Below are 21,310 nucleotides of genomic sequence, written 5' to 3' on the forward strand. Positions count from 1 at the left end.
CAGATAAAGAGTACGGTATCGGAGGAGATAGGAATGAATAATGAATTCTACGTGGGATGGGGAACGCTGGCGTTAATTAATGCCGGATTGGCTCAAGGAAAAAACAGAACGGGATTAAACTGGTTTCTGTTATCCCTGTTGCTGGGTCCGCTCGCAACCCTGTTTCTTGTCCTGTCAGCTAAAAGGTAATTTGAGCAATAAAAGAGCCGCCTCCCAGCAAGGGAAGCGGCCTTTATCGGATTACATCCGTTGAAACATAGCGGTGTCACGGCTGTAGTGTGTCAGGTAACCTGTCTCTTCGTTGCGGATGCGGACGACATCCGGTGTGTAGCATTCAATGTAACCTCGCTCGATCTCCACGTATACGCTTGCGGGATCCTCTTCCCATACGGAAACCACCGTTTCCGATAATGCGGCCGCGAAAAAATGGATATCTTGCGATAGGTACCGGCTATTGCGGTCTGTGTTCATTTATTTCATATCCCCTTGATGGTTAGAATCGGATAAAATGCGGTCTACTAACTCGTTCATTCCCTTCCAGGAATCCTTCAGAATAAATTCATGCTGAATATGCGCGTTCCACGGACGCGGAATCAGAATGGTTTGTTTTCCGGCTTTTCTGGCGGCAATCGCATTATGGGGACCATCGTCAATCAGAAGATCAAATTCCACTAAATCCTTGCGCTTGGCCACGAAAAAATTCTCGAACGGAATAAAGGGCATATGCCGCTGCAGCCATCTCCACTTCTCGGGCACCGAGGAGGGACGGGCTGCGGTAACAACAATGACGTCATAATCATGCGTCATTCTGTGGACTTCGTCAATCGTATATTCATCAAATAGTTCAAGTTCTTCATATAAGCCCGGCTTTCCGAAGAAAAACTCTTCCGAGCATTCAGGATGCCAGATTTGATGCAGGTTATAATCGGTAATCTGATCCAGCGTCAGCTGAGGATCTTTGTACTGCAGATTGTGATAGTGAATGGCCTTGGGTATGAGATGGCAGATGGTATCATCCATATCGATGGCGACTATTTTTTTGCTCATATCGTCATTACTCTCCTGTAATCATGAATTCTAAGAAACGATGATGTTCCGTAATTGTAAGGGACAGGATGCTTATTGGCAAACTGAAATCAAAAATGGGAGGATGTAACATTTTCTTTCCCCTGACTCATTATAAACTAAGTATAGCATTAATAGGGCTAACAACCTTCCTGATATTTCCCACTTACGGGAATATCCTAAAAGACAGATGCCTTCATCCATTATGACAGTACATGTCATGATTGCCCTTTTATAATAAGAACACTACAGGGCATAAGGGAGGAAAGGCCATGGTTCAAGAATATATCAACATCCGTGGAGCCAGGGAGAATAATCTGAAGAATGTTTCGCTGCAAATTCCAAAACGAAAAATCACGGTCTTTACCGGCGTATCCGGCTCGGGTAAATCGTCCATCGTGTTCGATACCATCAGTTCCGAAGCCCAGCGATTACTGAATGAGACGTTTACCGCATTTGTTCGTAACCGACTTCCACGGCATAGCCAACCGGACGTCGATTCGATCGAGAACTTGTCGACGGCTATCGTCATCGACCAGAAGCGTCTGGGGGGCCATTCGCGGTCCACGCTAGGCACGATCACCGATCTGTACGCCATACTCCGTCTGTTGTTTTCCAGGGTGGGACAGCCATTTGTGGGATACTCCAACGTCTTTTCTTTTAACGATCCTCAAGGCATGTGTCCGGAATGTCAGGGAATCGGCAGGAAGGTCGAGCTGGATCTAAATAAACTGCTGGATACGAGCAAATCATTGAATGAGGGAGCGGTCCGATTTCCTATTTTCTCCGTAGATAGCTGGTATATGAAAAATTACACCATGTCCGGGTTCTTTGATAATGACAAGAAGCTGGCCGACTATTCGGAAGCCGAATGGGATCTCTTCCTATACGGCAAGGATGGAAAAGTGACGTTCCCGTCCAAGGGAGGACCGGTACAGTCCGACTTCGAGGGCCTCGCGCTGAAGTTCAACCGGCTGTATATTCAGAGAGACAGCAGTGAATTGTCCGAACGCACTCTAAATCACGTCAAAAATTTTATTACGCATGGCACATGCCCGTTATGCGAGGGAACACGGCTCAGTCAAGCGGCATTAAGCTGCAGGATCAACGGATATAATATCGCCGAGTACGCGGCTATGGAGATTGGGGAGTTAAGAGAGGTCATCCTGAACATCAAGGAGCCGGTGGCTGCCAGTATGGTGGCCAGCTTGGCGGAGCGGCTGCAGCACTTGATGGATATGGGGCTGGATTACTTAACGCTGAATCGGGAGACGACCACGCTCTCCGGGGGTGAATCGCAGCGGGTGAAGATGGTGAGGCATTTGGGCAGCAGTCTGACGGACATGATGTATGTTTTTGATGAGCCTAGCGTTGGTTTGCATCCACGGGATGTTCACCGCCTGAACGACATGCTCAGGAAGCTTCGGGACAAGGGCAACACGGTGCTGGTCGTAGAGCATGACCGGGACGTGATTGAAATTGCCGACCATGTGGTGGATGTGGGGCCGAATGCCGGTACCCGGGGAGGAGAAATTGTCTTCGAGGGCACGGTTGAGCAGCTGTGCAGCCAAACATCTACGTTAACCGGGCAGTATATGAAGCGCTGCATGCCGATGAAAGAACAGTTCCGCGTACCCACAGGGCTAATGCGCATTGCCAATGCCAATCATCATAACCTGAACAATGTGACGGTGGATATCCCGGAAGGCGTATTGACTGTGGTCACGGGCGTAGCGGGGTCAGGGAAGAGCTCGCTCATTCACCATGCCTTCCTGTCCCAGCATCCCGAGGCTGTTGTCATCGACCAGTCCGCCGTCAGCACCTCGATCCGTTCCAATCCTGCTACCTACACGGGGATTATGGATGACATCCGGAGCATGTTTGCCAAAGCTAATGATCAGAGTCCATCCCTGTTCAGCTTCAATTCCAAAGGGGCTTGTCCCGACTGCCACGGTCTCGGGTTCATCTATACGGACCTGGCGTTTATGGAAGGCGTTAAGTCTCTGTGCGACACCTGCGACGGCAGGCGCTTTAAGGATGATGTGCTGCAGTATAAGCTCCATGGAAAAATGATTACCGATGTGCTGGATATGACCGTGCTGCAGGCGCTTGATTTTTTCGAGAAAAAAGAAATCAGGCGGCGGCTGGAAGCCCTGCACGATGTGGGCTTGCACTATCTAACGCTCGGACAGCCGCTAAGCACCCTGTCCGGGGGCGAAAGCCAGCGCATCAAGCTGGCCAGCGAGCTGCACAAGCAGGGGAAGATTTATGTCATGGACGAGCCGACGACCGGGCTGCATATGTCAGATGTCGGGCATTTACTGAACATGATGAATCGGCTCGTCGATAACGGCAGCTCGGTGATTGTCATCGAGCACAATCTGGACGTGATTCGTCAGGCGGATTGGATCATTGACCTCGGACCCGAGGGCGGCAGCAGGGGAGGCCGGGTCATGTTCGAAGGAACGCCTGCTGAACTGATCATGGCAGAACACTCCTTGACCGGGAAGTATGTACGGGGGTAATGGGGGAATTACGGGAGTGAGCGGCCGATCCTTACCGGAGCGCGACCAAGCCCATGCTGTATGCTGCATGGGAGCTGGGACGAATTCGTTTTCGTAGTTTCATGGTAGACTTGCAATGGCCGTGCCGCATATCCCCGCGGTACGGCCATTCTATGGTTGTTAGGCTTATAAGATCGCTTTAACGGCAATACTGTATGCTGCGACAGACGAAGTTGGTTAATGAAGTACGTGTAATGACTCGGTCTGCATTCTTAATAAGCAGCATTCTTATTGTAAACGGGGGATACGACAATGCAGAAAGTATGGTGGAAAGAAGCCGTTGCTTACGAGATCTATCCGCGCAGTTTTATGGATTCGAATGAAGACGGCATCGGGGATCTGCAAGGGGTTATATCCCGTCTGGATTATTTGAAGGATCTTGGGATTGATGTTATATGGGTATGTCCCGTCTATCGATCATCCAATAACGATAACGGTTACGATATCAGCGATTATCAGGATATTATGACGGAGTTCGGTTCCATGGCCGACTTCGATCAGCTGCTGGCCGAAATCCATAACCGCGGCATGCGGCTTATTATGGACCTGGTGCTCAATCATACCTCGGATGAACATCCGTGGTTTATGGAATCCCGTTCCTCCCGAACCAATCCGAAGCGGGATTACTACATCTGGCGGGATGCGAGGGATGGGGCTGAGCCGAACAATTGGGAATCCGTCTTCACCGGCTCCGCTTGGGAATATGACGAGTTAACGGATCAATATTATCTCCACCTCTATTCCAAGAAGCAGCCTGACTTAAATATGGAGAATCCGGCGGTCAGAGATGATCTGGTCAGGATGATCCGTTGGTGGCTGGATAAAGGAATTGACGGTTTTCGCGTGGATGCGATTACCCATATAAAGAAGCTGCCTGGTTTGCCGGATATGCCGAATCCGAATCACCTTCGATATGTTGACTCGAATCCAGGACATCGGAATATAGCGGGAATCCATGATTTTCTTCAACAATTCAAACGTGAAGCGTTCGCTCATTATGACATTATGACGGTTGGCGAAGCGAGCGGCATTCCGATCAGCGAAGCAGACCGATGGATCGGGGAAGAGAACGGGGCCTTGAACATGATTTTTCAATTTGAGCACGTCAATCTTGATTTCGGACTCGAGGGACGCTGGGATTATGCGATCTGGGACTTGGCCGAATTGAAGCAGATTATGCATAAATGGCAGACGGGTCTTGAAGGCGTGGGCTGGAATGCCCTTTACATGGAGAATCACGATCAGCCGCGCTCCGTATCCCGTTTTGGCGATCCGGTCCACTATCATAAGGAATCGTCCAAGATGCTGGCTACTTTTTTTATGCTGATGCAGGGGACGCCGTTTATTTACCAGGGGCAGGAAATCGGAATGACGAATGTCGAGTTTGCGGAGCTGAGTGATTATCGGGATGTGGAGATCTACAATTATTACCGCGAGCGGCTTCTGGATGGGAAAGACGTGTCGGAGACGATGCGCAGAATCGCGTACCGGGCTAGGGACAATGCAAGAACGCCGATGCAGTGGGATGACACGCTCTATGGCGGCTTCTCAACGGTTGTGCCGTGGATCCGCTGCAATCCGAATTACCATGAAATCAACGTAGAGCAGCAGCTAACCGATCCCGATTCCATTCTGAATTACTATAAAGCCTTGATCCGACTGCGCAAATCCAGTGAGGCTCTGATCTACGGAAAATATGAAGCCGTGCTTCAGGAGCATCCGGAAATTTTCGCTTATTCCAGGTCATTAGAGAATGAGACGTACTTGGTCGTACTCAACTTCTATGGCGGAACGCCGGATTTTCAATTCCCGGCAGAATGGCGTGAGCATCATCCTGAAGTTATACTCTCGAATTACGAACGCTCGGACCGAAGTTTCGGCGAATTCGCTCTACACCCTTATGAAGCGATAGTTTATCGTGTAAACTAAGTTGGTAAGCGATTTCTTGAGATGAGAGGTGCGGTTCGGATGTGCACTACTATGAGCATGGACGTATTGGCAGGTATGAGGTGAAGGAACCGTTGATTCTGGTGCATGAGCTTGCCGGCGTTGTCGTAAGGACGGGGGAGAAGGTAAGAAATGTCTCCGCCCGTGACCGCGTGGCCGTGGAAGCGGGTGTTACGTGCGGGCGCTGCTCTTATTGTAAAAGCGGACGTTACAACCTGTGTCCGGATGTTGTATTTATGGCGACCCCGCCGGTTGACGGAGCTTGGGCCGAATACGTCGCGGTGCGAAGCGACTTCCTGTTCCGGCTGCCGGATGAAATGTCCTTTGAGGAAGGCGCTTTGGTTGACGCCGAGCTGGATATATACGGCGTGTTCCGCTACGCGAACACGTACCCGGCGGCTATTCAGATGCTGCAAAACAAGGGCAGCCGCATACGCGATATCATCACCCACCAGTTTTCCTTGGATCAGATCGAGGAAGCCATAGAGCTTGCCCGCACGCAAAGGGACACCAGTGTAAAAGTCATGATCTATCCTCATCAAAACGCATAACATTCTTCGCTGCCGGGAGAGTCGCTTCCGAAAGCTTGCGGTACAATCGCACCAAAACAACGTCATGGATCTTCATAAAAAAGCACCGCTCCAACACTTGTCGGAGCGGTGCTTTCTTTGTGTTACGGGTTAGTCCGGGCGCTCATTGCTCATCCAGCTGTCGATGCGAAGATCATCGCCGTAGGTCTCGCGCGACGAAATTTCGCTGAGCTTCTGCTTGGCAGCCTCGCGGGTATCGAACCCGCCGATGACCGCGATGAAGTCGCCGCTGGCCGTCTTAATGAAAGTCACGTCGTCTTCCATATAAATCTCTTCCAGAATGGCAAGGGATTCCCCTTGCGGCATGGCTTCACTGCGGATATAGAAGACCTCGCGCGGGGTTGCCGACTCACCGGTCGAGGTGAGCTTCAGCTCAATATAGCCGGGATCTCTATATTCGGATACGGTATGCTTCACGCCGTCCTTCAGTTCAACGACAAAACGCATGGCCGAGTCGTCCAGAATCACATTTTCATAGACATCCTTTACCAGCGGGAGAGCCAGCATGTCTTTCTTGAGGGTTTCATAATCAAAGTTTCGTACGCCGTTAAACGTGAAGATCAGACGGTTTGGCGCATCCCGATGATCCACGGTGTAGGCCGGGACGCTGGAAACGGAATGGCCTTCCTGATCAAATTGAATCTTAAATACGTCCTCAGAAGCTTCCGTGCCTACGGTAACGCCGTCGGTCCGTTCGCCTCCGCCCCCGAACTGCAGAACCTGAACGATGCTGCCCACCACGGGGACTTTGGATAAGGCGTTTGCCACCGTCGGGATATTGACCACGAATAACAGGGCAACGGCCGCCGCAACAATGGAGGAGTATCTCATCAAGCGCATGGATCGTTTACGGGCAGCCGCCTTTTTCATTGCTGCGTCCATAACGCCGGTTAGCTGGGCAGGGATCTCAATGTGTTCATAGCGTTCTTTTCCTGTCATAGACGATCGACCTCTCCCTCGATTAAATATGATTTTAATTTTCCGATAATGCGATAGAACCTGGTCTTGACCGTGTTTTCGGACAATGCCAGCATATCCGCCATTTCTCTAAAGCGCAGGTCCTCAAAAAACTTCAAAATAATGTAGGTTTTCTCTTCTGGCATCAGTCTGTCCAAAGCATCATATAAATCCATTTTCTCTTCCAGAGGTACGGCATGCTCTGCGGCCGCATAGTCTTGCGTTTGGTCTTCCATATAAGTTACCCGCTTCTTGCGACCGAGATGGTCGATAGCCGCGTTAATGACAATCCGGGTCATCCAGGACTCAAAATACTGCGGCGTGTTCATCCGCTCGTAAGCAAGATATCCCTTATAGGTTGCCTCGGAAACGATATCCAGTGCCTCCTGCTCATTCTTGACATAGCAATAGGCTACCCGGTATAACTTGTTTTTGCATTTCTCCATATTTTCGCTGAACTGTGTTTGCTTCGAGTCTTTCGCTCCCAGTTCACTCACCCCTAACTACTAGCGCTAGTATTTTATGTCATGGCACGAATTCGTTTTGATCTATTCCTGGTTTAATGGGTTGGATCATGCTCAAGTACTTGAGTGCGCTTGACTGATCATTAGACCGTGGAGCAGGCCAAATAGTTTTAGCCAGGGATAAAAAAGTAACAAATTGGTGAGATATACCATCTGAATCACTTGAAAATAATCCATAATCTTAACAGAAGTCCTTAACGGTGTTACTATATTAACCATATAAAATGTACGGAGGCCAGAACATGTAGGTTTTTCTACCCTAACCAATACAACTAAATACAGAATTGGGGTAGAAAGATGAAGAGGAATTCTTTTCGGTATCTCTGGATAGGTCAGGCGCTCGCCAATAGCGGCGATTTGTTTTACATTGTCGGCTTGATGGCAATAATCCATGGGATGACGGGCTCCGCCATGTTGATGGCCATGATACCATTTGTCACGACGATGGCACGGTTTATAAGCGGGAGCTTTGCGCCCGTGTTGATGGATAAATACAGCCTCAAATCGCTGCTTGCTTCGTCGCAAATCGGGAAAACAGCCGTGTTGTTCCTGTTGTTAGTGACCTACTATGTGCTGGGAGAGCAGGAGGTGACGGTCTATGCGATTCTCGGATTCGTATTCCTCATTTCTTTGCTCGATGGTTGGGCCGCGCCCGCAAGCCATGCCATGCTGCCTCGGCTGGTGGATGCCGCGGAGTTAACGAAAGCCAACAGCTTCGTAGCTCTCGTCGATCAGTTAATCCAGCTGGGAGGATGGGCCGTTGGGGGACTGCTGGTTGTAGCTATGGGTGGCAGCAACGTGATATGGCTAACCTTTTCCCTGGCCCTGGCAGCTGCTGTCTTCATGAAGATGATTGAGGATCGGCATGAAGCTGCCCGGGAACAGAAAGGGAAAGCGGACATTTCAAATTGGAACTCCATTCAAGAAGGGTGGACACTCATTTGGAGACAGCCCTCACTCCGGGCGATACATATCATGTATGTACTGGAGACCATTGCGGGCGTGATCTGGATTGCAGCGATCATCTACGTCTACGTAGCTGATGCGCTGAATAAGGAAGAGGCTTGGTGGGGGTATATCAACGCAAGCTTTTTCCTGGGACTTATGCTGGGCGGACTGTTTGGAATGAGGGGCGCGGGGCTGATCGACCGCAACATCCGTAAATTCGTCATCTGCTCTTCCTTCGGCATCAGTCTTATGACGTTTGGTTTTGGATTGACCTCGGTACCTTGGCTGGCCCTTGTTTTCTCCGCGGGTTTCGGTATTTTTGAACAGCTCAAGTCGGTTTCTCTACAGACCACCTTGCAGCGTAGCGTATCGATTCATCTATTGCCGAAAGTGTACGCGGCTCAGAGCGCGCTGGTTTCGCTGGTATTTGGACTGTCCACACTGCTGTTCGGGTACATTACGGATGAATTCGGCGTCCGGGCCACGTATTTCATCGCAGCCATAGTGTTGTTTATCTCAGGATGTTACGCATTACGGATACGAACGAGATTGCCGGCGTTAGGGGAGGGGCCCGAACAACAAGTACGAATCGGCATCGAATAAAATAATGAATGAACAAAAGGCGAGCTTAACGCTCGTCTTTTTTACATGCATAATTGATCCGGACGCAAGTAACTGCAAGCATCGCAAGACGGTTCATGTCGACTTAAAAATCCAGTTGACAATCCATCTACTATGTATTACGATATACCCGTAGTAGGTCACACTTATTACCACGACAACGGAAAAGTGAGGTTGCGAAAATATTTTCAGGAGAAATGATTGACACTCCCTGCTACTCGGTGATACAATGTACACGTAGTAAGTAATACTTAATAGCATATTTTCAAATGCTTTTAAGTAAAAATTTCCCTTAGTACTAAGTTATACTGAATATGAGTTATACTAATTAGGGGAGGGACGAAATAGAGGAGGTACTGAATATGGAAAATTTAACTGAAATGCTGAAGGGTTCGCTGGAAGGCTGCGTGCTGGAAATCATCAGCCGCCGTGAAACCTATGGCTACGAGATTACCCGCCGCCTGAACGAGCTGGGGTTTACCGAAGTCGTGGAAGGAACGGTCTACACCATACTCGTGCGGCTAGAAAAGAAAAAACTGGTGAACATTGAAAAGAAACCGTCAGATATGGGACCGCCGCGCAAGTTTTACTCACTTAATGAGGCTGGCCGCCAGGAACTTGAATTGTTTTGGGAAAAGTGGGATTTTTTATCGTCGAAAATTAACGTCTTGAAGTCAAACTAGCTTCATAAGATATTCCGTCCGATATTTTGGGGTGTCTTGTTCAGCTTTAAATAAAAGGAGGAAACATAATATGTTGGAAATGTTCAAAAAAATGATTGGTGATAAAAAAGAGTACAAGATGATGATGGCACGGGTCGAAGCCCTGCCAGAGGACTACCAGTTTGTATTTAAGAAAATTCAAAACTACATGTGGAATTTCTCAGCGGGCAACGGAATGGATATGCTGCACATGCAGTATGAATTAATTGATTTGTTCGAAGCCGGTGCGGCGGAAGGCAGACAAGTGCTGGAAATCACCGGGGACGACGTGGCGTCCTTTGCCGACGAACTTGTGGCAAACGCTAAAACCTATGTAGCCAAGTATCGGGAAGATTTGAATCAGAGTATCATGAACCGATTGGGGAAAAAATAAATTCTATAGATCATACCGACTGATTAGCTGGTTACAAATGTGAATTGCCGCCTTCGCTATTCAGTTCATTTTTAGCCCGGTAGTAAGTTATACAGATTATCAGTCAGACTAAATAGTGAAGTGTAGGCAATCTAGCTTCCAAGGCACTTATTATAAGGAGGAAAAAATATGAGGAATGAAGCGATTTCTGTAAAAGGGTTAAAAAAATCCTTTAAAGACAAGGAAGTTTTAAAGGGGGTGGATTTTGAGGTGCGGCGTGGCGAAATTTTCGCGCTGCTGGGCTCAAATGGAGCGGGCAAGACGACGACAGTCAACATCCTCTCGACGCTGATGAAGCCCGATGGCGGCGAAGCAGGTATTTGCGGCTTTGACGTCCAGCGTCAACCGGATCATGTTCGCCAGAGCATCAGCCTGACAGGGCAGTTCGCAGCTTTAGACGGTATGCTCACCGGGCGGGAAAACCTGATGATGATTGCCAAGATGCGGGGAGTTTCCAATCCAGCACAAGTCGCCGATAATCTGCTTGCAAGATTCAGCCTGACCGATGCGGGGGGCCGCCGGGCAGACAAATATTCGGGCGGGATGAAGCGCCGGCTTGACATTGCCATGAGTCTGATCGGGACACCGGCAGTCATTTTTCTCGACGAACCGACGACGGGGCTTGACCCTGAAGCGCGGATTGAAGTCTGGAATACCGTCAAGGAGCTCGCCGGCGGCGGCACGACCATCTTGCTGACGACCCAGTACCTGGAGGAAGCAGAACAACTGGCGGACCGTATCGCCATCCTGCACGGCGGAAAAATCATCACGACCGGTACCCTTACCGAACTCAAAGAGATGTTCCCGCCAGCGAAAGTGGAGTATATCGAGAAGCAGCCGACATTGGAGGAAATTTTCCTCGCGATCATCGGCAAAAAGGAGGAGATGTAAATGAAAAGCAAAACAGGGGTATTACTGGGGCGTTTAATGCGCAACATCATGCGCAGTCCGGATACGATTATCACGGTGGCGATTACACCGATTATGATGATGCTGCTGTTTGTCTACGTATTTGGCGGCGCCATAGAGACAGGCACGAACAACTACGTCAATTATTTATTACCGGGAATCTTGCTAATGGCTATCGCATCCGGCGTCGCTTACACTTCCTTGCGGCTGTTTACGGATGTAAAGAGTGGGCTGATGGCGCGTTTCATTACGATGCCCATCAAGCGCTCGTCGGTATTGTGGGCTCACGTGTTGACCTCGCTTTTTTCCAATGCGCTTACTGTCGTGGTTGTTATTCTTGTCGCGCTCTTGATGGGCTTCCGTTCCAGCGCTAATATCCTGGATTGGCTCGCGGTCGCTGGGATACTCGGGCTGTTTACGCTGGCGCTGACCTGGCTGGCGGTCATTCCCGGATTGACAGCAAAGTCTATGGAAGGGGCGACAGCCTACTCGTACCCGCTGATTTTCCTGCCGTTTATCAGTTCAGCCTTTGTCCCCACCGAAACCATGCCAAAGATTGTTCGTGCGTTCGCTGAGAACCAGCCTGTGACTTCAATCGTGAATGCGGTTCGAGCCCTCTTGTATGAAGGGTCTGTCGGCAACGCAATCTGGATCGCGCTTGCCTGGTGCGTCGGCATCATGGTCATCGCTTACTTCTTCGCCAGTAAAACATTTAAACGCCAGTTAGGATAAGTACACCAGGATGGGCTTAACCATATCAATATCAGTCAGCCGCTGCGATGAATGTATTGGCTATCATATGGAAGGCTGCAATGCCGGGGCAACCATCAGCGGAGTCATGGAGACCCATCAAATGTGGACTGTATCATGATTAGGAAAGAAGATATTGACGTGAAAGAGGCCCTCCCGTGTCACGCAGGGGAGAGCCTCTTTTTGGATTGCTATGTTGTTACCGGTGTTACCGTGAAGGACCGATTGCAATCCAGGACATGAAACCATAGGCGAGATTGCAGTTAGGCTGGCGGCTTACTTCAAGGACGGCGGCATCCTCGCGCTGGGATTTCAGGGAGATCTGGAAGCCCGGATTGTTGCTCATCCCTACAATGATATAGTTTATTCCGCCAAAAGGCTCCTCAAATTGGACGGTAACCTCAGTCAGCACCTCAGCACCAAATACAAATGGAGTCATTCCGAATTGCTGCAGCTTCGGCTGGCCGGCTGCGCTCCGTATAGGAGTAAAGCCCAAATGTTCCGCCGTTACCGCGCCCTGTGCCAATTGTTGTCCGGTAACCGCTCCTTCGGCCAGGTGGGCGCTGGTGACTGTGCCATCGGCAAGTTTGCTGCCATCGATGGAGCCTTCGGCTAACGTGAAGTTATCGAAGGCATCCGGTCCGAGGTGCTTGCTGTCGATGGCTCCGTCGGCAATCTGTGCGCCCGTTAGGGAGCCGTTTGCAACGTGAGCGCCGGTGATGGAAGCCTCAGCAATCTTGCTGGCTGTAACTGATCCGTCGGCTAACGTGAAGTTATTGAAGGCATCCGGTCCGAGATGCTTGCTGCTGATGGCTCCGTCGGCAATTTGCGCTCCAGTAAGTGAACCCTCAGCTACATGCGCGCCAGTGATGGAAGCCTCAGCAATCTTGCTGCTGTCTATGGAGCCGTCGGCTAACGTGAAGTTATTGAAGGCATCCGGTCCGAGGTGCTTGCTGCCGATGGCTCCGTCGGCAATCTGTGCGCCTGTAAGCGAACCATCCGCAACGTGAGCGCCGGTGATGGAAGCCTCAGCAATCTTGCTGGCTGTAACTGATCCGTCGGCTAACGTGAAGTTATTGAAGGCATCCGGTCCGAGGTGTCTACTGCCGATGGCTTCGTCGGCAATCTGGTTACCAGTGAGGGAGCCTTCAGCAACGTGAGCGCCGGTGATGGAAGCCTCAGCAATCTTGCTGCTGTCTATGGAGCCTTCGGCTAACGTAAAGTTATTGAAGGCGTCCGGTCCGAGATGCCGGCTGCCGATTGCGCCGTCGGCAATCTGCGCTCCAGTAAGTGAACCCTCAGCTACGTGAGCGCCGGTGATGGAAGCCTTAGCAATCTTGCTGCTGTCTATGGAGCCATCGGCTAACGTAAAGTTATTGAAGGCATCCGGTCCGAGGTGTCTACTGCCGATGGCTTCGTCGGCAATCTGGTTACCAGTGAGGGAGCCGTCAGCAACGTGAGCGCCGGTGATGGAAGCCTTAGCAATCTTGCTGCTGTCTATGGAGCCATCGGCTAACGTAAAGTTATTGAAGGCATCCGGTCCGAGATGCTTGCTGCCGATTGCGCCGTCGGCAATCTGCGCGCCTGTAAGCGAACCATCCGCAACGTGAGCGCCAGTGATGGAAGCCTCAGCAATCTTGCTGCTGTCTATGGAGCCGTCGGCTAACGTGAAGTTATTGAAGGCATCCGGTCCGAGGTGTCTACTGCCGATGGCTTCGTCGGCAATCTGGTTACCAGTTAGGGAGCCGTCAGCAACGTGAGCGCCGGTGATGGAAGCCTCAGCAATCTTGCTGCTGTCTATGGAGCCTTCGGCTAACGTGAAGTTATTGAAGGCGTCCGGTCCGAGATGCTTGCTGCCGATTGCGCCGTCGGCAATCTGCGCGCCTGTAAGCGAACCATCCGCAACGTGAGCGCCGGTGATGGAAGCCTCAGCAATCTTGCTGCTGTCTATGGAGCCATCGGCTAACGTGAAGTTATTGAAGGCGTCCGGTCCGAGATGCCGGCTGCCGATTGCGCCGTCGGCAATCTGCGCTCCAGTAAGTGAACCCTCAGCTACATGGGCGCCGGTGATGGAAGCCTCAGCAATCTTGCTGCTGTCTATGGAGCCTTCGGCTAACGTAAAGTTATTGAAGGCGTCCGGTCCGAGATGCCGGCTTCCGATTGCCCCGTCGGCAATCTGCGCACCAGTAAGTGAACCCTCAGCTACATGCGCGCCGGTGATAGAAGCCTCAGCAATTTTGCTGCCTGTAACTGATCCGTCGGCTAACGTGAAGTTATTGAAGGCATCCGGTCCGAGATGCCGGCTGCCGATTGCCTCGTCGGCAATCTGCGCACCAGTAAGTGAACCCTCAGCTACATGCGCGCCGGTGATAGAAGCCTCAGCAATCTTGCTGCCTGTAACTGATCCGTCGGCTAACGTGAAGTTATTGAAGGCATCCGGTCCGAGATGCTTGCTGCTGATGGCTCCGTCGGCAATTTGCGCGCCTGTAAGTGAACCCTCAGCTACATGCGCGCCGGTGATAGAAGCTTCGGCAATCTTGCTGCCTGTAACCGATCCTTCAGCTATCGAGAAGTTGTTGAAGGCATCCGGTCCAAGATGTTTGCTGCCAATAGTGCCGTCGGCAATCTGCGCACCAGTAAGTGAACCCTCAGCTACATGTGCACCGGTGATAGAAGCCTCGGCAATCTTGCTGCCTGTAACCGACCCCTCGGCTAACGTGAAGTTATCGAAGGCGTCCGGTCCGAGGTGCTTTCTACCAATAGTGCCGTCGGCAATCTGCGTACCCGTGAGAGAGCCGTTCGCAACGTGAGTACCGGATATCGTTTCCTTCGCAATCTTGCTTCCCGTAATTCCACCGTCCTGCACAAGTTCCGTTGTGATCGCGCCCGCTTCGATATGCTGCGAACCGATGCTGGAGATTTGCAGGTGATGGGGAAGAACGGCCCCCTCCGCCAGCTGCCTCGATTTTACGGCCCCCGGCTGCAATTGATCGACGCCAACGCTGTCCGGTTGCAGGTGGACATGACCGATAGACTGATTTCCGAGATGTGCTGCGTTGATGGAGTACGGCGCCAGGTGATGGCTCTGAATTGAGAACAATTCAATATGCTTGGAGCTCACAGCGCCTTCGGCGAGATGTCCGCTCTGGATCGATTCTCCGGCGACATGTTCAGGAAGGATGGCGCCGTTCGTGATATGTGCGGACTCGATGCTCTCTGCCTGAATGTGCCGGGCATTGACGGAGCCGGAAGCAAGATGGCGGCCGGTAACTGATCCTTCATCCATATGCTGTGATTTGACAATATCCACGCCCAGGTGGTCAGACTGGACGCTCGCTTCTTGCAGGTGCACCGCTGAAATGGAGAGAGGCTTGATCTTATCACCACTCACGGCGTTCGCTTGCAGCGCGGCTCCCGAGACTGACGAAGGCGAGAGGTGGGCTTCCGTAATGGATTGTGGCCCGATTTTTACGCCCGGGATGCTTCCGTCCGCGAACAACGCTTCCGCTGAGCGGCTTTCATCGGCCAAATGGCTTAACGTGATGGATTTTTTCTTCAAGTGATAGCCATGAATGGCTTCCTGCACGATATGTTTGCCCAGGATGGATTCCAGTCCCAGATGTGCGCCCTCTACAGCCTGCGGAGCAATTTTTTCCGAAGTAACGGCCTTGTTCAGAATGGCTTCTGAAGTCACCGAATTCGGCGAGAGATGAGTGGATTGAACAGCTTTTGGAGCTATTTTTCCAGCAGAGACACTGCTCTCAGCCAGTTTATTTGAAGTTACGGCAAGGTCTGTCAGTTTATCCGTGGACACGCTTTCCGGAGACAGCTTCGGCGAGGTTACCGCATGGTCCCCCAAATGTCGAGGCGCAATTACCCCATCGCCGATCGAGGACTCCACGATGCTGCCTGCAGCAATTTTATCTGTCGTTACCGCACCCTGTGCGAGTGTTTGTGTCCGTACACTTCCCTTCTGCAGATGGCGGCTGGCAACAGAGCCATCGGTCAGATGAGGCTCGCGAACCGCACCGTTTTGCAGGGCTTCGGCGCCTACACTGCCTGCTGACAAGTGCTGCTGCTGAATGGCTTCATTGGCAATATTGCCGGAGGTTACGCCATGCTTAGCAATTATGGCTCCGCCAACCGATCCAAGCGCAAGCTTTTGGCTCGTCACGCTCTCGGGTGCCAGCGTCTCTTCGCCGACGGAAGCGGGCTGAAGATGCTGTTTTCCGATCGATCCGTCAGACAGATGCTGTTCCGCTATCGTTTTGGGCTGAATGGCACGCCCTATGACGCTCTGAGGCGCGAAATGCTGAGGTAAGATGCTGCCCTCGGCAATATGCTCGGCATTTACTGCATCCGCAGCGAGATGCCGGGTATGAATGGCATCCGATGCAATCTGGTCCGATTCGACCGCGCTCTTTGCCAGATGGCGCGTTTGAACGGCTTCATTGGCAATTTTGGTAGGGAGTATGCTCTGGTCCGCGATTTTCGAAGCCGTAACCGCCTGTTCAACCAGCTTCACCGTATGGACGGATTGATCGGCGAGCTTGGAGCTTGTGACACTGGAATCAGCCAGATGGCGGGGGGCAACAGCGTTGATGCCGATCTGATCGGAACCGATGGAGCCGAACTGGATTTGCCCTGATCCTATGGCTCCGTCCGCTAAATGGCGGGCGCTGAGCGAGCCTTCCTGAATATGCCCGGCGTTGACGGCACCGTCAGCAATGAGGTCTGACCCGATGCTGCCGGCAGCAATATGCTCCGCAGTTACGGCCTCGCTGGCCAAATGTTTGCTCTCGATGCTTTGCGGTTTTATGTGAGAACCCGAGATGGTATCATCGGCAATTTTTTTTCCTGTTACGGCACCTTCACGGATTTTGGTCGAAGTGACTGCATCCTCGGCAAGCTTGGAGCTATGGACGCTCTCATTAGCGAGATGGCGTGTTTCTACGGCGCTGGATGCGATTTTGTCTCCTTGAACCGCCTGGTCTTCGAGCAGGTCGCTCGTCACGAGTAGCTGTTGAAGATGACGTGCAGTAATAGCCCCATCCGCGATTTTGTCGCTGACCACGGCGTGGTCTGCCAGCTTCTGCGAGGTTACGCTGCCATCCTTGATCTTGCTGGCATTGACGGAGCCGTCTCGAAACTTGCGCGTAGACAAGATGCCATCCATCAGATGTTCTCCTGTGACCGATAATGGCGCGATTTTTCCGGAGGTTACAGCTTCGTCGGCAAGGTGCAGACTGGTGATGCTGTAATCCTGTATGGCTTCAGGCCCGACGGCACCACGTGACAGCTTGGATGCTGTGACCGCTCTCGAAGCGATCCGGCTTTCGGTTACCGCATATTCCCCTATGTCCTCTGTATATATGAATGCACCCTTAATTTCAGGCATTTCCTTTTCCATAATCAGCTGCACATGCTCAATCTCTATCTCGGGAAGGGATGGGGGATCGGTAGGCACGGACGGAGTGTCAGCGGCTACAGCATCTTCTGTAGGTAAGCTGGAATCTTCGTCAGATATCGATAGTGGAGTGTTTTCTTTGTTTTCCTTGTTTTGTTTGTTTTCTTCTTGTTTTAATTCCATAAGGCCGATAAGATCCTCATCCAAATCCATAATGGTAGCAGCTGAAAGGATGTGGGCATCTTTATCTTTTTTGAGGCTGCGTCCTTTATTTCGCTCAAGCAGATCAAGCTCCCTTGTATGGGGATCTACCCTGTAGGGCTGGGAAGAGGAAGATGATGGGTTTTTCTTCTTTTTCTTCAAAACAACACGCTCCTTCCGAATACTCATCGTCTCCGGTATCATATGCAGCCGTTTAGGCGGCTGTCACTGGTCTTTTGGGATTCGACAAACGAAAGAGCAGCGTAACATGGAAAAGGACCCGGCCAAAGGCCGAGTCCTTGATTGAGCGCTAAAAAGCACATATAAAATTTAACCCCTGACGGCCAATAACGGCTGTACAGTCGGTTCCGTATTTGAAGTTTCTTCAAGAATCTTTGCTTCTAAAACGACAAAAGCCCTGCCTCTCTTTCGTCCTTGCGGCTCCGATGACCGCTCCAGTGTGAATCAGAAAACTGTTCCATAAAACTCTTACTCGTAGGGTCATAAAATAGGAATTTGCACTTCAACAGAGATGTAAATAACCATGTTTCGAGGAACTAACGGGGTTAAACTTCATATAACAATTACTTATTATAGCACACGTGCTCGTAATAAGCAAAGATATTCAAATGAATATTAGAATGTCATGCAAAAATGCTTGATTTTTTCCTGAAATCCAACGATATTCATATTAACAGTTTTTTCTTGCAAATTCTGCTGCTGCGCTCTTAAAATTGTAGCATCATGTCGAATACGTTCAGAGCTCATATGCCTTGCCGATGTTATCATCTGTTAATGAAAGTAGGCGTTCCATGCAACTGTATAAGTCTTTTCTTAAACAGCTAATCCGGAACTATATGATCGGGTCCATTGCAGCTGTGCTTGTTGTGGGTGGCGTATTAATGGTAACGACTCTGGAAATTCCTATTGAGGAAGGCGTGCGTCTTGTGGTCATACTGGCCATTTCGTTCATGGTGATGATTGCGTCGGAGCTGACCGTCTTTCTTCGGCATTTACGACCGATTCACGCGGGGTTTAATGAAGGGAATACGGATTTGGAAACGTTGGAAAAAGCATATTTGAGTATACACCGCATGCCGCGTTTAGCGGTATACCGCATATTCGGACCTCATCTGCTCGGTTTGTCGCTTCCGGCCATTCTGCTTACGGTTTGGATGATGGAGCAGGGAAAATTGAATTTTCCGCCGTTCTATATATGGCTGGCTTGCCTTGGGGCGGTCCTGCTAGCCAGCTGTCATGCCATGATCGAATTCTTCCTGACGATCGCTGCTATCCGTCCGCTGATCAAAGAGATTCGGCGGCAGGCGTTGTCGCGTTATGGCGTGGATTTCTCCCTTGAGGGCCATGTATTCATGGCGATTCGGACGAAGTTTCTGCTGAGCACGATGCTGATCGGCACCTTTCCGCTGTTTCTGTTCAGTCTGGCGGTGCAGATTCGTCTGGAGGGGCTTAGTCAGATCGTAGCACAGCAGTACTGGGGCTGGGCGGGATTTATATTGCTGCTTGGTGTCGGTTTTGCTTATATCGGCGCCTGGCTCTTGACCCAGGATTTACAGCGGCCGATCCGGCAGCTGTACCGGGCGATGAATGAGATTAAGGAAGGGCGTCTGATTCAGACCTCCAATCTCTATTCCGATGAGTTTTCCAATCTGATCGCGGGTTTCAATATGATGGTTCGCGGACTGCAGGTGCGCGAGGAGCGGAATCGCAAGCTGCTGGACAGTTACTTTGCCGCCCTGGCAGCGGCGCTGGATGCCAGAGATCCTTACACGGCAGGACATTCGCTTCGGGTGGCGGAATATTCGGTGTTACTCGGCCGGCTGGCTGGACTTAGCGAAGAGCAGATAGATCTTTTGCACAAGACGGCATTGCTGCATGATATCGGCAAGATTGGGGTTCGGGACAACATTTTGCTGAAGGAAGGAAAACTGACGGCAGAGGAGTTCGATCAAGTAAAGACTCACCCGGCTCAAGGAGAGAACATTCTCCTGCAGATCGAGCCTGCCGATGCCATGGCACCTTATCTAGAGGGGGTGCGATCCCATCATGAGCGGTATGACGGGTGCGGATACCCTGACGGTTTGAAGGGGAAGGAAATTCCGCTGTTCGGCCGGATTATTGCCGTGGCCGATGCCTATGATGCCATGACGTCAGACAGGCCGTACCGCAGCGGCATGAAATCCGTTGATGCCTTGAACATACTGGAAGCCGGCAGGGGAACCCAGTGGGATCCCGAATATGCGGGCATGTTCGTTAAATATATGAAAGCGGAGAAGAAGGTCATTACGATCCGCTAGTGGTAATAAGCAGGGAATCGCTGCTGGTTCAATGGAATAGGAATAATAAAGAGGCCGTACCTGTGCAGGTAAACGGCCTCTTTTTTGTGTGACTGTCGTTAACATATCACTGGACCCCAGGACAGCTAAGCAAGTGGTTGCGATCTCCATGCTGCTCCCGTCGTTTTGGCTAGGGATGAATGAAAACCGGATATCATATCATCTGGTGAACCGTATCGATTTCCGTGCCTTCTTCATGCTCCACATGCTTCTGTTTGCGGTGCATCCAGCTAGCCAGCCATGTGCTGATCTCATACAGACCAATGAGCGGGATGGCAACCATCAGGTGGGATACGAGGTCAGGCGGCGAGATCAGCGCTGCAACGATCACCAGAACGACATAGGCATACCGCCTCATCGTGTGCAGAATGGCCGGGCTTAATATTCCTATTCGCGTTAGAAACAGGACGACGACAGGCAGCTCAAAGGCAAGGGACAGCGGGATGATGATATTGAACATGAACCCGAAGTACTGGGACACACCATATGTTTCCACGAGTTCCATTTGACTGTTGATTCCCGTCGTAAAGGCAAGACTCATGGGAAAAACGACAAAATACGCGAAACAAACCCCTATGATAAAGCACAACGCAGAGAAGGGGATAAACCGGAGAGCTGCTCTCTGCTCGCGGTTATTCAGCCCCTGATTGACGAACAGCCATATTTGATATAGGGCAAATGGCAGGGTAGGAAGCAGCGATAATACGATGCTTATGCTCATATAGATGCGCAGTCCGTCCCATGGCGAGAATACGTTCCAGGTTACCTGAAAGGCTGGCGAGTGATGTTTCAATACGGATAACATATGGGGAGCGGCAATCAAGCCGGCAGCCATGCTCAGAATGAAGACGGCGGCCACCTGAAGGATCCGCTTTCTTAGCTCGGCGATGTGCTCCAGCATCGTCATCGTATTCTTGAACTCCATAGTCTCGTTCACTCCTTTCTACATCATCGGAAGATGGGCGTGCAGCGCTGTTTTTTCGTTTTGTTCAATTCTTTAAGTTCAAATGTATTAAATCCCTCCTGCATTTTTTGATGGATTTCCTGGATGATCTTCACATCCTCAAAAGAATATCGGCGATTCCCTCCCTTCGTACGCTCCGGAAATATAAGCTTCCGTTCTTCGTAATACCGGATTTGCCGTTCCGTCAAGCCGGTCAGTTCGCAAACAACCCCAATACTCATCACCTTACTCTCCATGATCTTTACCTCCTATGTAAGTATTGTTAACCCTGAGCTGCTGTAAACGGCTTGGGATTAAAACCGAAGAAGATAAAACGGAAATAATTTGGGCGTATTCATTTTGTTTGGAAGGATTTATGACATGATTTTATGA

Annotated in this window: 16 protein-coding genes and 1 pseudogene; 10 read left to right on the forward strand and 7 right to left on the reverse strand. The window is 50.8% G+C overall.

Features of this window, described 5'->3' with window-relative positions; all coding sequences use genetic code 11:
- Positions 1 to 33: 33 nt before the first annotated feature.
- Positions 34 to 189, forward strand: coding sequence for a hypothetical protein (locus ACETK5_RS23160; protein WP_006208027.1), 156 nt, complete (start codon positions 34 to 36; stop codon positions 187 to 189).
- Positions 190 to 240: 51 nt separating this feature from the next.
- Here the strand turns inward: ACETK5_RS23160 and ACETK5_RS23165 are convergent, their stop codons facing one another.
- Positions 241 to 471 carry a hypothetical protein gene (locus ACETK5_RS23165; protein WP_071222107.1) on the reverse strand — a complete coding sequence of 77 codons (231 nt, stop codon included), beginning with the start codon at positions 469 to 471 and terminating at the stop codon, positions 241 to 243.
- Complete coding sequence (locus ACETK5_RS23170; RefSeq protein ID WP_071222106.1) at positions 472 to 1,047, reverse strand: 5' nucleotidase, NT5C type; 576 nt, start codon at positions 1,045 to 1,047, stop codon at positions 472 to 474.
- Between the two features lie 290 nt (positions 1,048 to 1,337).
- Between ACETK5_RS23170 and ACETK5_RS23175 the strand changes: the two genes are divergently transcribed.
- From ACETK5_RS23175 to ACETK5_RS23185, 3 genes and pseudogenes are all read left to right on the forward strand, one after another.
- Entirely contained in the window at positions 1,338 to 3,590 is a 2,253-nt protein-coding gene (locus ACETK5_RS23175; protein ID WP_394058112.1) for an ATP-binding cassette domain-containing protein, read from the forward strand.
- Positions 3,591 to 3,881: 291 nt separating this feature from the next.
- A complete protein-coding gene (locus tag ACETK5_RS23180) occupies positions 3,882 to 5,558 on the forward strand; it encodes a glycoside hydrolase family 13 protein (protein ID WP_100540043.1) in 1,677 nt (558 codons plus the stop codon).
- A gap of 29 nt (positions 5,559 to 5,587) precedes the next feature.
- Positions 5,588 to 6,127 (forward strand): annotated as a pseudogene (locus ACETK5_RS23185) (alcohol dehydrogenase catalytic domain-containing protein); the annotation flags it as partial.
- 129 nt (positions 6,128 to 6,256) lie between these two features.
- Here the strand turns inward: ACETK5_RS23185 and ACETK5_RS23190 are convergent.
- Both ACETK5_RS23190 and ACETK5_RS23195 read right to left on the reverse strand, forming a co-directional pair.
- Positions 6,257 to 7,105 carry a hypothetical protein gene (locus tag ACETK5_RS23190; RefSeq protein ID WP_394058114.1) on the reverse strand — a complete coding sequence of 283 codons (849 nt, stop codon included), beginning with the start codon at positions 7,103 to 7,105 and terminating at the stop codon, positions 6,257 to 6,259.
- Positions 7,102 to 7,620, reverse strand: a complete 519-nt coding sequence (locus ACETK5_RS23195) for a sigma-70 family RNA polymerase sigma factor (RefSeq protein ID WP_394058116.1) — start codon at positions 7,618 to 7,620, stop codon at positions 7,102 to 7,104. The genes ACETK5_RS23190 and ACETK5_RS23195 overlap by 4 nt, the downstream gene beginning before the upstream one ends.
- 324 nt (positions 7,621 to 7,944) lie before the next feature.
- Here ACETK5_RS23195 and ACETK5_RS23200 point away from each other — a divergent pair, with 324 nt between their 5' ends.
- The 5 genes from ACETK5_RS23200 (at position 7,945) to ACETK5_RS23220 (ending at position 11,991) form a co-directional block, all read left to right on the forward strand.
- A complete protein-coding gene (locus tag ACETK5_RS23200) occupies positions 7,945 to 9,198 on the forward strand; it encodes an MFS transporter (protein ID WP_100540047.1) in 1,254 nt (417 codons plus the stop codon).
- Between the two features lie 380 nt (positions 9,199 to 9,578).
- A complete protein-coding gene (locus ACETK5_RS23205; protein WP_071222099.1) occupies positions 9,579 to 9,899 on the forward strand; it encodes a PadR family transcriptional regulator in 321 nt (106 codons plus the stop codon).
- 70 nt (positions 9,900 to 9,969) lie between these two features.
- A complete protein-coding gene (locus tag ACETK5_RS23210; protein WP_100540048.1) occupies positions 9,970 to 10,311 on the forward strand; it encodes a DUF1048 domain-containing protein in 342 nt (113 codons plus the stop codon).
- A 168-nt stretch (positions 10,312 to 10,479) separates the two neighbouring features.
- Positions 10,480 to 11,241, forward strand: coding sequence for an ABC transporter ATP-binding protein (locus tag ACETK5_RS23215; RefSeq protein WP_100540049.1), 762 nt, complete (start codon positions 10,480 to 10,482; stop codon positions 11,239 to 11,241).
- Positions 11,242 to 11,991: an ABC transporter permease gene (locus ACETK5_RS23220; RefSeq protein ID WP_100540050.1), complete on the forward strand. Its 750-nt coding sequence runs from the start codon at positions 11,242 to 11,244 to the stop codon at positions 11,989 to 11,991. It begins immediately after the preceding gene.
- Positions 11,992 to 12,217: 226 nt separating this feature from the next.
- On the opposite strand, the gene ACETK5_RS23225 is transcribed toward ACETK5_RS23220, so the two are convergent.
- Entirely contained in the window at positions 12,218 to 17,779 is a 5,562-nt protein-coding gene (locus tag ACETK5_RS23225) for a WIAG-tail domain (protein WP_394058119.1), read from the reverse strand.
- A 650-nt stretch (positions 17,780 to 18,429) separates the two neighbouring features.
- On the opposite strand from ACETK5_RS23225, the gene ACETK5_RS23230 reads away from it, so the two are divergent.
- Entirely contained in the window at positions 18,430 to 19,935 is a 1,506-nt protein-coding gene (locus ACETK5_RS23230) for an HD-GYP domain-containing protein (RefSeq protein WP_100540052.1), read from the forward strand.
- A 193-nt stretch (positions 19,936 to 20,128) separates the two neighbouring features.
- Here ACETK5_RS23230 and tatC read toward each other — a convergent pair whose 3' ends face one another.
- Both tatC and ACETK5_RS23240 read right to left on the reverse strand, forming a co-directional pair.
- On the reverse strand, positions 20,129 to 20,899 hold the full coding sequence (gene tatC / locus ACETK5_RS23235) for a twin-arginine translocase subunit TatC (protein WP_394058121.1): 771 nt from the start codon (positions 20,897 to 20,899) through the stop codon (positions 20,129 to 20,131).
- 23 nt (positions 20,900 to 20,922) lie between these two features.
- The gene (locus ACETK5_RS23240; protein ID WP_100540054.1) at positions 20,923 to 21,174 is read right to left on the reverse strand and encodes a MerR family transcriptional regulator; all 252 of its coding nucleotides are present in this window, start codon (positions 21,172 to 21,174) and stop codon (positions 20,923 to 20,925) included.
- Positions 21,175 to 21,310: the final 136 nt, after the last annotated feature.

The organism is Paenibacillus ilasis (assembly GCF_043195395.1).
Lineage (GTDB): Bacteria > Bacillota > Bacilli > Paenibacillales > Paenibacillaceae > Paenibacillus_AQ > Paenibacillus_AQ lautus.